Source organism: Ciceribacter lividus (genome assembly GCF_003337715.1).
GTDB classification, from domain to species: domain Bacteria; phylum Pseudomonadota; class Alphaproteobacteria; order Rhizobiales; family Rhizobiaceae; genus Allorhizobium; species Allorhizobium lividum.
This window is the reverse complement of the sequence record NZ_QPIX01000003.1, coordinates 138,147-152,190: the sequence shown is the minus strand read 5'-3', so window position 1 is coordinate 152,190 and position 14,044 is coordinate 138,147. Positions and strand designations below refer to the sequence as shown.

Sequence of the window (14,044 nt, the reverse complement as noted above, 5' to 3'; positions counted from 1 at the left end):
CTAGGCCATTGCCTCGGCGATCAATTCGTCCGCGGCTTCCGCCAGCACATGTTCCTGAGCCTCGCCCGCCACCGGCTCGCGACCGATTTCCAGCATCACCGGCACGGCGAGCGGCGAGACGTGATCGAGCCGGCGATGGGTGATGTGGCCCTTGATTCTCTTTAGCATATCGCCGAGGCGGGCAATATCCAGAAGCCCGGCCGCGGCATCCTGCCTCGTCGCCAGCAGGAGAATGTGGTCCGGCTCGTGGGTACGCAGCACGTCGTAGATCAGATCGGCCGACACCGTGACCTGCCGGCCAGTCTTCTCCTTGCCCGGATGCCGCTTCTCGATCAACCCCGCGATCACCGCACAGGTACGGAAGGTGCGCTTCAGCATCCAGGATTCGGCAAGCCAGGCCTCGAGGTCGTCGCCGAGCATATCCTCGTCGAAGAGTTCGCCGAGCACCAGTCTCCCCGACTGCACCATCGCGCCGATATCCTCGAGGCCCCAGACGGCAAGCGAATAGTCGGTGGCGACGAAGCCGAGCGGTTTTGCGCCCATCCGCTCCAGCCGCCGGGTGAGGAGCATGCCGAGCGTCTGATGCGCAAGCCGCCCTTCGAAGGGATAGGCCACCATGTAGAAGCGGCTGGCCCGCGGAAAGGTCTCGATCAGCAGCTCGCCCCGCTTCGGCAACACCGATTTCTCGCGCTGGATTTCCAGCCAGTCGCGAACCTGGTCCGGTAACGCTCGCCAGCGCGCCGGATCATCGAGCATGGCGCGGACCTGGTCGGCGAGATAGGTAGAAAGCGGGAACTTGCCGCCGGCATAGGCAGGAATCTTCGGATCCTGCGAAAACGCGTTGGAGACGAGGCACTCGTTCTCGCGGATGCCCTCAAAGCGGACGGTCTTTCCGGAGAAGAGGAAGGTATCTCCCGGAGAAAGACTTTCGAGGAAGTATTCCTCGACCTGCCCGAGCGCTGTGCCGCCACGCATCGGCCCGCCGCGGCCGAGGGAGCCGAGATGGTTGCGCTTCACCAGCCGCACGTTCAGCATCGGCATCTCGACAATCGTTCCGAGATTGAGGCGGTATTGCTGGGCGACCTGCGGATTGGAGACGCGCCAGCGCCCCTCCTTGTTGCGTCGGATGCGGGCGTAGCGCTCGTAGGTGCGCAGCGCATAGCCGCCGGTCGCCACGAAATCGACAATCCGGTCGAAGGTCTCGCGCGGCAGGCGGGCATAGGGTGCTGCGGTCGTAACCTCCGCATGGAGCGCGTCGGCATCGAAGGGCTCGGCGCAGGCCATACCAAGCACGTGCTGGGCAAGCACGTCGAGCGAGCCCTCTCCGACGGGCGGCGTGTCCTGCGCGCCGAGATAGTTCGCGTCGAGCGCCGCCTGGCACTCCATGACCTCGAAGCGATTGGCGGGCACCAGGATCGCGCGGCTCGGCTCGTCCATCCGGTGATTGGCGCGGCCAATGCGCTGGGCGAGCCGCGAGGCGCCCTTCGGCGCGCCGACATGGACCACGAGGTCGACATCACCCCAGTCGATACCGAGATCGAGCGTCGAGGTCGCGACGACCGCGCGCAGCCGGTTTTCCGCCATCGCCGCCTCGACCTTGCGGCGCTGTCCGACGTCGAGGGAGCCGTGATGCAGCGCAATCGGCAGGTTGTCGTCGTTGACCGTCCAGAGCTCCTGGAAGAGAAGCTCGGCCTGAGAACGGGTGTTGACGAAGACCAGCGTCGTCCGGAACCGTTTCAGGATCGCGTAGAGATCGGGGATAGCATAGCGGGCCGAATGACCGGACCAGGGAATCCGATCCTCCGTGTGCAGGATCGAGATGTCGGGCTTGGCGCCACCTTCGACGGTTACGAGACCTGCTTCGCACGCTCTCCCCGGTGTCTGCGCCACCAGCCAGCGCATCAGATCGGGGGGATCGGCAACCGTCGCCGAGAGCCCGATGGTCTGCAGGCGCGGCGCGAGACGTCTCAGTCTCGCAAGCCCTAGCGAAAGCAGGTGGCCGCGCTTCGATGTCACCAGCGAGTGCAGCTCGTCGAAGATGACGTAGCGGAGATCCTTGAAAAAGCGCGTCGCCTCGCCATTGGCGATCAGCAGCGCGACCTGTTCCGGCGTTGTGAGCAGGATGTCGGGTGGATTGAGCTTCTGGCGCTGCCGCTTCGACTGCGGCGTGTCACCGGTACGGTTCTCGATGGTGATCGGCAGGCCCATCTCTGCAACGGGCTTCATCAGGTTGCGCTCGATATCGACGGCAAGGGCCTTCAACGGAGAGACATAGAGCGTGTGGATTCCGGTGAAGGCGGTGCCCGGCTTGCGCCTGCCCCTTCGCGCGAGATCGGTGAGCGACGGCAGAAAGCCGGCAAGCGTCTTGCCGGCACCGGTCGGGGCGATCAGCAGCGTGCTCCCCCCCCGTTCGGCGCGCGCCAACAGCTCCAGCTGATGGGCGCGCGGCTGCCAACCCTTGTCCGCGAACCAGCGGTGAAAGGCATCCGGAAGAGAGACGGAGGAACCCGTGATGGTGGAATCGGTCGCGCTCACGCGGAGAAGGTAGTGAAGCCGGACCGGAATTGGAAAAGAAAATCGCGATTGCGGCGCCGGCCGGCGAATTGACAGAGGCGCAGAATCATGGATATTTATTATCCGTGATAGGATTTTGAGAGATGAGACTCAGCGAAGGCATAGAACAGGCGATCCATTGCGTGACGATGCTGGCGGGGCTCGATCAGGGTCAGGTGCTCTCGGCCGCCACCCTTGCCGAGTATCACGGCGTTTCGGCCAGCTACCTTCTGAAGCATCTTCAGGCGCTCTCGGGTGCCGGAATTCTCGCCACGGTGCCGGGGCCAAAGGGCGGTTACCGACTGGCGCTCGCGCCGAAGGATATCTCGTTGCTTGACATCGTTCTGGCGATCGAGGGGCCGGCTCCGGCATTCCGCTGCGCCGAAATCCGCCAGCGTGGTCCGAAGCCGCTTCCCGGCCGCTACTTCCAGGCGCCCTGCGGCATCGCGAGCGCCATGCATGCCGCCGAGCGCGTCTACCGCAGTGAACTTGCCAAGACGAACATCGCCGACATTGTGGCCGGCGTTCACGCCGTGGACGAGGACGGTGCGATTGCCGGTCGCGGCACTGATTTCATCGCCTGCCACGCACGGCAGACCGGCCGCTGAACAGCCGGTGCATGGAGTTTGCCTATCAACCAAGGAGAAGCGCAATGCAGCCACGTTTCGATTTTGCCAAAGCCTCGCCCGAATCCTACAAGGCAGTCTTCGCCCTCGAACAATACATCTGCAGCTGTGGCCTGGAGCCCCAGCATATCCATCTCTTGAAGCTCCGTGCGTCACAAATCAACGGCTGTGCATACTGCGTCGACATGCATGTCAAGGAGGCACGGCACGACGGCCTGAGCGAACAATGGATCAATCTCGTCTGCGCCTGGCGGGAATCGCCGCTCTATGATGCCCGCGAGCGGGCGCTGCTGGAATGGACGGAAGCCGTGACCAACGTGGCACAGACCGGAGTGCCCGATGCGCCGTTTGCGGAGATCCGCAAACACTTTTCAGAGGAGGAGGTCGTCAAGATCACGACGGCGATCGGCACGATCAACGTCTGGAACCGACTCTGTGTCAGCTTCCGGTCGCAGCATCCGATCGACGAGCGCGCGCAAGCCGCCTGACTTGACCGACGTCAGACGCCCGTCGTCGCTCACATCGCGATGTAGCGATCCTTGCGGTGATTGATCGCAAGCGTCAGGTTGAGCACGACGGCGCCGACGACCGAGCAGAAGATGATGTAGTAGCTGGCGATGAAGAAGGAAAAGACCAGCACGGTGCCGTCGAAAGCGAGTTGTACCAGCCCCGCCCGCCAGCCGAAGCGATCCTGCAGGTAGAGTGCAAGGATCCCGAAGCCGCCGAGGCTTGCGCGATGGCGGAAGAGAGCGAGCAGGCCGGCGCCGATGAGCAGGCCGCCGAAGGCGGCCGCAACCAGCGGGTCGAGGTTCGAGAAGCCAATGTAATGGGGGACGGTCTCCGTGAGCACCGAGGTCAGTGCGACCGCCGCAAAGGTCTTCAGCATGAAGGCCAATCCGAACCGCTTCAGCGCCAGGTAATAGAATGGCAGGTTGACGGCAAAGAACATGGCACCGAAGCTGAAACCCGTCGCGTAGTGGAGGAGGAAGGCGACGCCCGCCGTGCCGCCCGTCAGCAGGCCCGCACCGGAGAGCAACATCACGCCCAGCGTCGCCAGCATGCCGCCGGCCGCAAGCCCCTGCGCATCTTCGATGATGGAGTGGCGCTCCGCCGAGGATGCCATCATCTCCCGCAGCTTCGGCCGAACGTCACTCATCGCCATGTCCGATATCCCCTCGCCTGTTCCAATACCCACCTTTGACCTATGCGGTAACGCGGCTCCCCGCCAAGCTCAAGGGACTTCCGCTCATCATAGTCATCGCAGCACGACATAACGGTCGGAGCGGTGGTTGATCGCCACGAACAGATTGAGCACCACCGCACCGACGACCGAGCAGATCACGATTGCCGGGCTCACCACCCCGAAGGCAAAGACCATCACGGTGAGATCGAAGGCGAGCTGTACCAGACCGGCGCGGATGCCGAAACGCTCCTGCAGGTAGACGGCAAGGATGCCGACACCGCCGAGGCTCGCACGGTGGCGATAGAGCGCCAGCACGCCGTAGCCGAGGAGAAGACCGCCGAGGATTGCGCCCCAGACCGGCTCGATGGCGCTGATATCGATCAGGCGTCCTTCGAACTCGACGATCAGCGAGGTCAGGGCAATCGCAGCGAAGGTCTTCAGCGTGAAGTCGAGCCCGACGCGACGAAGCGAGAGGATGTAGAACGGCAGGTTGAGCAGGAAGAAGATCAGCCCGAAGCTGACGCCGCTTGCGTAGTGGAGCAGGAAGGCGACGCCGGCCATGCCGCCGGTGAGAAGTCCGACCTTCGCGAGAAGATAAAGGCCGAGCGCCGACACCATGCTTCCGGTGACGATGCCCTGGACGTCCTCGGCGATCGTGTGCCGGTTCGGGCTGGTATTCAGAATACCCCACATGCTGCTCACCTGCGCCATGATCGCGACCTCTGGAATGTCTGAGAACGGGCATATTGTGCACCGCAACATTCCGGTTCGCAAGCACGATATGTCAGCAATGCTGACCTACCGGCAAGTTCGCAACTTTCGTTCCTTCAGAAGCGCCGTTCGGCAAGAAACAGAATGCCGTGAACAGGTTTCCCGGAATCCATGCGAATGACCGAGCGTTTAACCTGCCGTGTGTCGAAGCCGGCATCGGCCAGTGCCTCCCGGACATAGGCCTCCGAATGGCGGTAACGCAACGAAGGCGCGAGTTCGAAGCCCTGCCCCACTTCGGCCTCCTCCACGGAGAAAGCGAAGAACGCGCCGGGTGCTGTAAGGGTCGCGGCCAGCACAAAGGCGTTGTCCAGGCTGCCGAGATACATCAGCACGTCCGCAGCGGCGACGAGGTCGGCGCGTCCCTCGGGGAGTCCCGCGCCAAGAAGGCCAGACCGTTCGGCCGGCAAGGACAGATCGGCCTCTCCGAGATGATCGTAGATCTGTTTGGCGGAAGCCTTCGCGAGCATGTTGGCCGAGAGGTCGAAGCCTTCGAGCCTGTCCGCCCGGTCGCGAATCTCCACGCCGAAGAGGCCGGTGCCGCAGCCGAGGTCGACCGCGAGGCGGAAGCGGCGTTCGCCGGCGACCTTTCGGATAAGGGCGGCAAGCTTGCCGGGTACGCTGTAGCCGAGCTTATCGACGAGCGAGGTTTCGAAGCGATCGGCATAGTCGTCGAAGAGCGCCTCGACGTAACGGCTCGACGGCTGCTCCGGCGTCGGCTCGGCGCCGAGCACGGCGAGCTTCAGCCGGGCGGCAAACAGGTCCTGTGGGTCGAGGGTGGCGACACGCCTCAACGCCGTAATCGCTGCCTCAATATTGCCCGCCTTTTCGCTGTATTCCGCGAGCCGGAGCCAACCGGCCGCCCAATCGGGTGCAAGCTCCAGCGCCTGTTCCATGAGCTCGGCAGCAGCCGCGGGATCGCCGCCTTCACTCAGCATCTTCGCGTAGTCGGCGCGACGGTCTGCCGTGAGATTTCCGGACGAGAACTGGATCTGTTGCATGGCGGGTTTCCTGGAAAGGCGCGCGGTCTTGACCGAAAGCTGGAAAAAACACAAGAGCTATTTCCGCGGCACCTGCAAGAGCAGGCGCTTGCAGGCCGGCAGACGCCCGCCTATGTGATGGAAGAACAGGAGACCGGACATGTCGGATGGGGTGAACAGATTTCTCGGGGATACGCTGGGCCGCACCGCGATCAAGCTCCTGGTCGTGTCGCTGATCGTCGGCTTCGTGATGACCGTTTTCGGCATCTACCCGATCGACATTCTGGAAGGCGTCCGGCATTTCATCCTCGAACTCTGGTACCGGGGCTTCGCCGCGCTCGGCCGGGTGGGTGACTACCTGCTTCTCGGCGCGACGATCGTCATTCCCGTCTTCATCGTCCTGAGATTGTTGAGTTACCGACGCTGACATGCCCGTGACCGTGCTTCCATACCTGCCGCGGCGACGCTTCCTCATGCTGGCAGGTATCGGTCTGGCCGGTGGTCTGACCGCCTGCAAGACGACGGATATCGTGCCGACCACGGACGATACGGCGCGCGCCGAGACGGAGGGCGCGCTGCCGCTCGTCAATACCCTTCGGAACAGCAAAGGGCTCCCCACCCTCGAATACAGCAAAATCGCAGAGGCTGCCGCTCTCTCGCAGGCGCGGCGGATGGCGCGGGCAGGCGAGATGTCGCATTTGCTCGGGAGGGGTGACGACTTTCTTCTCAGGATGAAGTCGATGGGCGTGCCTTTGCCGGCCTCCGAAAATATCGCCGCAGGTCAATCGCAGGTGGCAGACGCGGTCGACGCCTGGGTCCGATCCGAAAAGCACCTGCACAACATGCTCGGCGCTTATCGCGGGCTCGGTGTTGCCGTGGCGCACAATCCCTCTTCCGCAAATCGCCCCTATTGGGCCATGGTGCTCGCGAGCTAGGCGATTCCCGACCTGGCAAAACGGCTGGAGACGGACGCGTGGATATCGCGGCAAGAGCAAGGGACAGCTTCGACGTCACCCATAGGACGGTGCTTTCGATCGCGGTGCCGATGACACTCGGCTTTCTGACGACCCCGCTGCTCGGCCTTACCGATACCGCGGTGGTCGGGCGGACCGGCGACGCGGCAGCGCTTGCCGGTCTTGCGATTGGTGCGATTCTCTTCGACCTCATCTTCTCGAGCGTCAGCTTCCTGCGGGCCTCGACAACGGCCCTGGTGGCGCAGGCCCTCGGCCGTGGGGACAGACACGAGCAGCAGGCCGTCTTCTGGCGGGCTCTCGTTCTTTCCATCGGGCTCGGCCTCGTCATTCTCGCCGCCTCGCCGTGGCTGCTTTCCGTCGGCTTGCGGATGATGGGTCCGGTCGGCACGACCGCCACGGCAACGGCGACCTACTTCTCGATCCGCATTCTCGCCGGACCGCTGACACTCACCAATTATACCATCCTCGGCTTCGTTCTGGGACTCGGCCGCGGCACGACCGGACTTCTGCTGCAGACGATCCTCAACGGCACCAACATCGTCCTTTCGATCTATCTCGGCCTCGTCCTCGGCTGGGGTGTGGCGGGCGTCGCCTGGGGCACACTGATCGGTGAGGGGATGGCCGCCGCCGTCGGGCTAGCACTCATCATTCCGCGTTTTGACCGGAAGGACGGACCGAAAGTCGCCGAAATATTCGATCGCGCCAAGCTGTCGGCGCTCTTCGCGATCAACCGAGACCTGATGATCCGGACCTTCACGTTGCTTGCCGCCTTCACGCTTCTGACACGCATCGGCACCGGCTTCGGCGCCGTCGTCTTGGCGGCAAACGCTGTACTGATGAACTTCTTCATGATCGCAAGCTTCTATCTCGACGGTATGGCGAATGCCGCCGAGCAGATCGTCGGACGAGCGATCGGCGCCCGCTTCCGCGAAGGTTTCGACCGGGCGATCCGGCTCACCGCGCTCTGGTCCTTCGGGCTGGCGCTGGTCTCCTGCCTCTTCTTCCTGATCTTCGGCAACGCCATCATCGACTTCATGACGACGGCTGCCGACGTTCGGGTGATCGCCGCGAACTATCTGCCCTGGGCCGCGGTGACGGCACTTACCGGTGCGTTGGCCTTCCAGATGGACGGCGTCTACATCGGTGCGACCTGGTCACGCGAGATGCGCAACATGATGCTGCTTGCGTTCACCGGATATTGCCTTTCGCTGGCACTTTTCGTGCCGCTTTTCGGCAATCACGGACTTTGGTTGTCGCTCAACGTGTTTCTGGCCTTGCGCGGCATACTGCTACTTGCTCGCCTGCCGGCGCGGGTGGCTCAGAGCTTCACCGAAAGCCACTGATCGAGGCCGCTGTCGCGCAGGTCGCGGATCGAGACGACGCCTTCGCGGTCGAGCAGCGCCGACAGGCCGCGCAGGATGCGCCCCGGCAGTCCCGGGCCTTCGTAGACCATGCAGGAATAAAGCTGCACGAGATCGGCTCCTGCACGAATTTTCTCGAGCGCCGTCTCCGCCGAGGACACTCCCCCGACACCGATGATCGGCAGGGCCGGACCGACACGTTTGCGCATTCTTGCAAGAACCGCCGTCGAGCGCGCGAAGAGCGGTTTGCCGGAAAGACCGCCCGCCTCCGCAGCCAGGCGCGGATCGCTCAGGCCTTCACGCGACAAGGTCGTATTGGAGACGATGAGGCCGTCGAGGCTGTGGCTCATCACCTCGGCGGCAATGTCGTCCATTCCCTCCTCGGTGAGATCCGGCGCGATTTTCAGGAAGACGGAAAGCCGCTTGCCGGTCCTCGCCGCCTCGTCGTCGCGGGCAGCAAGCACGGCCGACAACAGCGCGGCCAGGCTTTCGCGGGCCTGCAGGTCGCGCAGTCCCGGCGTGTTCGGAGAGGAGATGTTGACGGTGAAATAGCTCGCCACGGGATAGAAGCGGCGGATACCGGCGACGTAGTCCGCAACGCGGTCGGCGCTGTCCTTGTTGGCTCCGATATTGACGCCGACGATGCCGTTCGTACGGCGCGCGCTAAGCCGTGCGAAGGCGGCGTCATGGCCCTCGTTGTTGAAGCCGAGGCGGTTGATGACGGCCTCATCCTTCTCCAGGCGGAAGATGCGCGGCCGCGGGTTGCCGGTCTGCGGCTTCGGCGTGACGGTCCCGACCTCCGTGAAGCCGAAGCCGAGACGGAGGATGGCATCCGGTACCTCGGCATTCTTGTCGTAGCCGGCGGCGAGGCCGAGCGGGTTCGGGAAGACGATCCCGGCGACCGTCTGGGTGAGACGAGAATCGGCAGGCACGCGGCAGCCGGGAACGAACCCGGTCTTCAGGGCGGCGATGGAGAGGCCGTGTGCCGTCTCCCCGTCGAAGAGGAAGAGGCCACGGCGGGCGAGCGTCTTGAAAGGTCCGGTCATCGGACGAGCTCCGGGAAGATGTGGAGGCCGTCCGGCCCGAGCGGCAGGGGCTTCTGCCAGGCGACCAGCGAAACCGGCAGATCGCCGTAGAGGTGCGGGAAGAGGTCGCCGCCGCGCGAGGGCTCGAACTTCAACCTGTCACCGAGCGCGGAGGTCGAGACTGCGACCAGGAGCAACCCGTCGATCCCGGCGAAGTGCAACCGGGCCGTCTCGCGCGCCTGGGCGCCGGTCGAGAAGTGGATATAACCGTCCTTGAGGTCAATCGCCGCACCGGAGAAAATACCGTCGGCTTCCGCCTTTTGCCACAGGTCGCGCGGTACTATCTTGTATATGAGGCTATGCACGAGCTCATCCTTCCGTGGCCGACGCTGGGAGCGATTTGCCGCAAACCGGGCACTTTGTCCACGGCAGCGATACGGGAATGTCCGCTGGAACACGTAATTTTTGGAGAAAAACGATGAAATTCCAGCTTGTCGTTCCAGCCGTCCTGTTGGCCTTGACCGGACCGCTGCCTGCCAGCGCCGAGGAGGCGGCGGATGGGCGCTTCCGGCTTGAGAAGTCGGGAGACGCCTTCGTGCGACTGGACACCCGGACCGGCGCCATGACGCTCTGTCGCGAACAGGATGGCGCACTGATCTGCCGGATGGCAGCCGACGAGCGCGCGGCCTACGAAGAGGATCTCGGCCGGCTGGAAAAGCGGGTCGAGGCCCTTGAAGCGGCCCTGGCCGCCGGGCAGCCGCTCGCCGGCCGTCAGCGGGAAGAGCTGCCTTCCGACGAGGAAGTCGAGCGATCGATCGGCATAATGGAACGCTTCATGCGCAGTTTCTTCGGCCTGGTTGAGGAGTTCAAGAGTAAGGAAGAAAAGACCGGGCCAGCGCCCGATCACACCTGACGCTAGACTATTGTATATATTGTCAGGTGTCGCTAAAAGACAAATGACCGCCCAACAGGCGTATCGGGCGCTCTTGGGAGGGAGCGAGCAATGACAGCACTCACCATCATCATCGCAGACGATCATCCGCTTTTCCGAGGAGCCCTCAGGCAGGCCGTCGACGGCATGGAAGGGAAGAAGACGGTCATCGAGGCGGGTGATTTTGAGGCTGCTCGCAAGGCCGCGTCGCAGCATCCGGACGCCGATCTGCTGCTGCTCGACCTCGCCATGCCGGGTGTCAGCGGTTTTTCCGGACTGATGGCGCTCAGGGCCGAATTCCCCAATCTTCCGATCGTCATCGTATCGGCGAGCGACGACCAGACCACCATCCGCCGGTCTCTAGAACTCGGCGCTTCCGGTTTCATCTCCAAGTCTTCGGGCATCGACGATATCCGAACCGCCATCCAGACCGTGCTCAGGGGTGACATCTGGACGCCGGCCTTCTATCAGGGCGGGCAGGAGGATCCGGACGTCGCCGATCTCATTGCCCGGCTGCGTACGCTGACGCCACAACAGAGTCGCGTGCTCGGTATGCTCGCCGAAGGCCTGCTCAACAAGCAGATCGCCTACGAACTCGGCGTCTCCGAGGCAACCATCAAGGCCCATGTCTCGGCAATCCTGCTGAAGCTCAAGGTCGACAGCCGCACGCAGGCCGTGATCCAGCTCGGCAAGATCAACATGGCCATGGTCGCCTGACACACAAAACGTCTACGTCCGGCGCACACTCGCCAGGATCGTAGTCGCAGAAGAGGATTTTATTCCTCTTTTGCTCTTTACTCCGGCGGTCAGCTTGAATAAAATCCGGACCGAGCGGAAGGTCCGTTTTTGTCCGTTTCCCCTCTGGAGCATGAGCGACGATGCTATCGCATGACAGTATCTGGAGCGCGATCGACAAGCTGGCGGAGCGCAATCAACTGACGCCCTCCGGCCTCGCCAGACGGGCGGGCCTCGACCCCACATCGTTCAACAAATCGAAACGTGTCGCCGCCGACGGACGCATGCGCTGGCCATCGACCGAATCCATCGCGAAGGTGCTTGAGGCGACCGGAGCCAGCATCGACCAGTTCATGAGCTACATGCAACCGAACGACGGGCGCGTGAGCGTGGCCCAGGGTGCACTGCCGGCGACACCCGGCGCCATTCCGCTGATCGGCTTTGCACAGGCCGGCGCAGGCGGCTTTTTCGACGACGGCGGATTTCCGGCAGGCCAGGGCTGGGACCTCGTCGAGTTCCCCGCGTCACCGGATCGCAAGGCAGGCGTCTACGCCCTCGAAATCCAGGGTGACAGCATGCTGCCGCTCTACCGGGACGGCGACGTGTTGATCGTCGAACCGGGCGCCCAGGTACGCCGGGGCGACCGCGTGGTGGTCAAGACCCGCGAAGGCGAGGTCATGGCCAAGGTGCTGGCACGCCAGACGGCAAAATCGATCGAACTTCTTTCGCTCAACCCCGAACACCCCAATCGCAGCTTCGACATGGCCGACGTCGAATGGATCGCCCGGATCATCTGGGCTAGCCAGTGAGACCGTTTCAGGTATGCGTCGTGCGGCGGTGATTGCAAGCGGTGTCGTGATCCTCGCCTGGGGCTCGGCCCTGGTGATTGCCGGCGCCCGCCTGCGACCCGTCCTTCCCCCGCCGGAAACGGAAACCGCCGTCACCCGGCCAAAGGCGCCCGCGCCCGTCGTCGAGCGCCGGCGCGTCCGGGCGATCAGCCCCGGACAATTCGCTTCCCCGACAGAGGGACCCGGTGAGGCGCTGGAACGCATAGCGCCCCGGCCACCCCTCGGCGGAGAAGACGAGGAAAAGGTGGAAATTGTCCTCCTGCAACGCCCCTGGTCAGGCGCCGCGGGCTTGCTCGCGGCGCGCGGCCGGCGCGTGAGACTGGCAGGAGTCATGCCAACCGCGGTCGGACGGCGCTGTCCCTCCGGAGGCGGCGCACCCTGGCCGTGCGGTGTGGTGGCACGCACGCAGCAGCGCATGCTGATCCGCAACCGTACCGTCGCCTGCGATCAGACTGGGGCGAATGAGAAGGACATGCTGGTGACCGTTTGCCGCGTCGGCGGGACAGACATCGGCGCCTGGCTCGTGCGCAACGGCTGGGCGGAAGCCGAACCCGGATCGGTCCTCGCGGAACTGAGCGCCGCTGCCCGGACAGACCGGCGCGGCATTTTCGGCGACGATCCGCGCGACGGGCCGAACGACCAGCCTTGAATCCCATCCATGGCGCGCCTACTCTACGGAAAAACAACGAGGTTTCTTCCGAACATGAGCAAGCGCCTGACCACCCAGGAAGCCCTGATTTTCGTCATGGTAATGGCTTCCGCCGTCGACAATGCGATGAACGACAAAGAGCTCGGCCGCATCGGTCAGTTGATCGACGTCCTGCCTATCTTCAAGGATTTCGACAAGGAACGGCTGATCGAGGTGTCGCAGCGTTGCGCCGATATCCTCGCCGGGCCAGAAGGGCTGGATATCGCGCTGGAAGTGGTCAGGGATACCGTTCCGCCCCGCAGCTATGATACCGCCTATGCACTCGCCGTCGAAATCATGGCGGTCGACCTCTGCATCCGCCCGGAAGAAATCCGGCTGCTCCAAATGCTGCGTGACCGGCTGACGCTGGACAAGCTCACCTGCGCGGCGATCGAGCACAGCGCGATCGCCCGCTATCGCCCCGCCTGAGGATCCGCTGCCGCCGTCAGTAGAGGCTGTTGGGGAAATAGCGCAGATAGATTTCCTGCAACCGTCCGTCGCGAGAAATCGCGGCAAGCGCGCTATCTATGGCGGCGGTCAACGCCCCCTCGTCCTGCCTCAGCATGATCGTCAGCCCCTCGCCGAGGAATTTTTCCGAGACGTAGGCGCCGTCCATCATCGTGCAGCAATGGCCGGAAGCCTCACCCGCCGTCCAGAAGGACAGTTGCAGCGCATCGGCAAAGACGGCGTCCACCTTCTTTTCCTTCAGTGCCTGCAACATCGCACCGCGATCTGCAAAGCCGGTCGAACGAACATCAGGGAAGAAAGCCTTCAGCATGGCCTCGTGCGCCGTACCCTTCACCACGCCGACCGGGCGACCGGCAAGGCTCGCAACCTCGTTGCCGGGAATATCGACGCCGGCGTTGCGAACGAACCGCGCAGGCAGTTGCATGAAGGGGCGCGAAAACGAGAAGCTCCTCCTGAGCTCCGTCGTGACCCCGACACCCGCGATAACCGCCTCCCCCTGCCCTTCCGAGAGAGCTTTCTCCAGATCGGCATACGGCAGCGCCTGAATCTGGCACTTGGCCTCGATGGCGAGTTCCGAGCAGATTTCACGGGCGAGCTCTACGTGGAAACCGGCAAGACGTCCCGTCTGGTCGGCAAAGTTGAACGGCGGAAAATCTGTGGTGGTCAGGAAGCGCAGCCGCAGCAATGTCGACAGATCAGGACGCGGTAGCCGCTCGTTGGCATCGAACAGTACCGGCAGCTGTTGCGCAGCAACCCTCGCGGGCACGATGGCCGAGGATAGCAGAACACAACCCGATACAAGGAATGCGAGCACACCCTTCAAATCCAGGGATGAAACTTTTGCGTGTACCATTATGATCCATTCCGGGACAGGCTGGGACGTCATCGGTCGATGACGGTTTAT

Annotated in this window: 17 protein-coding genes; 10 read left to right on the top strand and 7 right to left on the bottom strand. The window is 63.6% G+C overall.

What is annotated here, in order from left to right:
* Window positions 1-2,535 carry a ligase-associated DNA damage response DEXH box helicase gene (locus DFR48_RS06920; RefSeq protein WP_210205965.1) on the bottom strand — a complete coding sequence of 845 codons (2,535 nt, stop codon included), beginning with the start codon at window positions 2,533-2,535 and terminating at the stop codon, window positions 1-3.
* Window positions 2,536-2,657: 122 nt separating this feature from the next.
* Between DFR48_RS06920 and DFR48_RS06915 the strand changes: the two genes are divergently transcribed.
* A complete protein-coding gene (locus DFR48_RS06915; RefSeq protein ID WP_114362454.1) occupies window positions 2,658-3,161 on the top strand; it encodes an RrF2 family transcriptional regulator in 504 nt (167 codons plus the stop codon).
* 44 nt (window positions 3,162-3,205) lie between these two features.
* Window positions 3,206-3,667: a carboxymuconolactone decarboxylase family protein gene (locus DFR48_RS06910; RefSeq protein ID WP_114362453.1), complete on the top strand. Its 462-nt coding sequence runs from the start codon at window positions 3,206-3,208 to the stop codon at window positions 3,665-3,667.
* 29 nt (window positions 3,668-3,696) lie between these two features.
* Here DFR48_RS06910 and DFR48_RS06905 read toward each other — a convergent pair whose 3' ends face one another.
* From DFR48_RS06905 to DFR48_RS06895, 3 genes are all read right to left on the bottom strand, one after another.
* On the bottom strand, window positions 3,697-4,335 hold the full coding sequence (locus tag DFR48_RS06905) for a YitT family protein (protein WP_245415542.1): 639 nt from the start codon (window positions 4,333-4,335) through the stop codon (window positions 3,697-3,699).
* Window positions 4,336-4,434: 99 nt separating this feature from the next.
* Window positions 4,435-5,073, bottom strand: coding sequence for a YitT family protein (locus DFR48_RS06900; RefSeq protein ID WP_114362451.1), 639 nt, complete (start codon window positions 5,071-5,073; stop codon window positions 4,435-4,437).
* A gap of 116 nt (window positions 5,074-5,189) precedes the next feature.
* Window positions 5,190-6,131 carry a class I SAM-dependent DNA methyltransferase gene (locus tag DFR48_RS06895; protein ID WP_114362450.1) on the bottom strand — a complete coding sequence of 314 codons (942 nt, stop codon included), beginning with the start codon at window positions 6,129-6,131 and terminating at the stop codon, window positions 5,190-5,192.
* 139 nt (window positions 6,132-6,270) lie between these two features.
* Between DFR48_RS06895 and DFR48_RS06890 the strand changes: the two genes are divergently transcribed.
* From DFR48_RS06890 to DFR48_RS06880, 3 genes are read left to right on the top strand one after another with little or no spacing between them, the layout of a single operon-like run.
* Window positions 6,271-6,537, top strand: coding sequence for a DUF6460 domain-containing protein (locus DFR48_RS06890; RefSeq protein ID WP_114362449.1), 267 nt, complete (start codon window positions 6,271-6,273; stop codon window positions 6,535-6,537).
* Window positions 6,538-6,583: 46 nt separating this feature from the next.
* On the top strand, window positions 6,584-7,045 hold the full coding sequence (locus DFR48_RS06885) for a CAP domain-containing protein (RefSeq protein ID WP_425359240.1): 462 nt from the start codon (window positions 6,584-6,586) through the stop codon (window positions 7,043-7,045).
* A gap of 38 nt (window positions 7,046-7,083) precedes the next feature.
* Window positions 7,084-8,427, top strand: a complete 1,344-nt coding sequence (locus DFR48_RS06880; RefSeq protein WP_245415541.1) for an MATE family efflux transporter — start codon at window positions 7,084-7,086, stop codon at window positions 8,425-8,427.
* On the opposite strand, the gene DFR48_RS06875 is transcribed toward DFR48_RS06880, so the two are convergent.
* On the bottom strand, window positions 8,403-9,491 hold the full coding sequence (locus DFR48_RS06875) for a quinone-dependent dihydroorotate dehydrogenase (RefSeq protein ID WP_114362447.1): 1,089 nt from the start codon (window positions 9,489-9,491) through the stop codon (window positions 8,403-8,405). The two genes, DFR48_RS06880 and DFR48_RS06875, sit on opposite strands and share 25 nt — an antisense overlap.
* Window positions 9,488-9,835, bottom strand: coding sequence for a DUF952 domain-containing protein (locus DFR48_RS06870; RefSeq protein WP_114362446.1), 348 nt, complete (start codon window positions 9,833-9,835; stop codon window positions 9,488-9,490). The genes DFR48_RS06875 and DFR48_RS06870 overlap by 4 nt, the downstream gene beginning before the upstream one ends.
* Before the next feature lie 113 nt (window positions 9,836-9,948).
* Here DFR48_RS06870 and DFR48_RS06865 point away from each other — a divergent pair, with 113 nt between their 5' ends.
* From DFR48_RS06865 to DFR48_RS06845, 5 genes are all read left to right on the top strand, one after another.
* Window positions 9,949-10,383 carry a hypothetical protein gene (locus tag DFR48_RS06865; protein WP_114362445.1) on the top strand — a complete coding sequence of 145 codons (435 nt, stop codon included), beginning with the start codon at window positions 9,949-9,951 and terminating at the stop codon, window positions 10,381-10,383.
* Window positions 10,384-10,473: 90 nt separating this feature from the next.
* Entirely contained in the window at window positions 10,474-11,118 is a 645-nt protein-coding gene (locus tag DFR48_RS06860) for a response regulator transcription factor (protein WP_114362444.1), read from the top strand.
* 161 nt (window positions 11,119-11,279) lie between these two features.
* Window positions 11,280-11,945 (top strand): S24 family peptidase, encoded by a 666-nt coding sequence (locus DFR48_RS06855; RefSeq protein WP_112685474.1) that lies wholly within the window; start codon window positions 11,280-11,282, stop codon window positions 11,943-11,945.
* 13 nt (window positions 11,946-11,958) lie between these two features.
* Entirely contained in the window at window positions 11,959-12,633 is a 675-nt protein-coding gene (locus tag DFR48_RS06850) for a thermonuclease family protein (protein WP_114362443.1), read from the top strand.
* 54 nt (window positions 12,634-12,687) lie between these two features.
* Window positions 12,688-13,101, top strand: coding sequence for a tellurite resistance TerB family protein (locus DFR48_RS06845; RefSeq protein ID WP_114362442.1), 414 nt, complete (start codon window positions 12,688-12,690; stop codon window positions 13,099-13,101).
* A 16-nt stretch (window positions 13,102-13,117) separates the two neighbouring features.
* Here the strand turns inward: DFR48_RS06845 and DFR48_RS06840 are convergent, their stop codons facing one another.
* On the bottom strand, window positions 13,118-13,993 hold the full coding sequence (locus DFR48_RS06840; protein WP_114362441.1) for a transporter substrate-binding domain-containing protein: 876 nt from the start codon (window positions 13,991-13,993) through the stop codon (window positions 13,118-13,120).
* Between the last annotated feature and the right edge of the window lie 51 nt (window positions 13,994-14,044).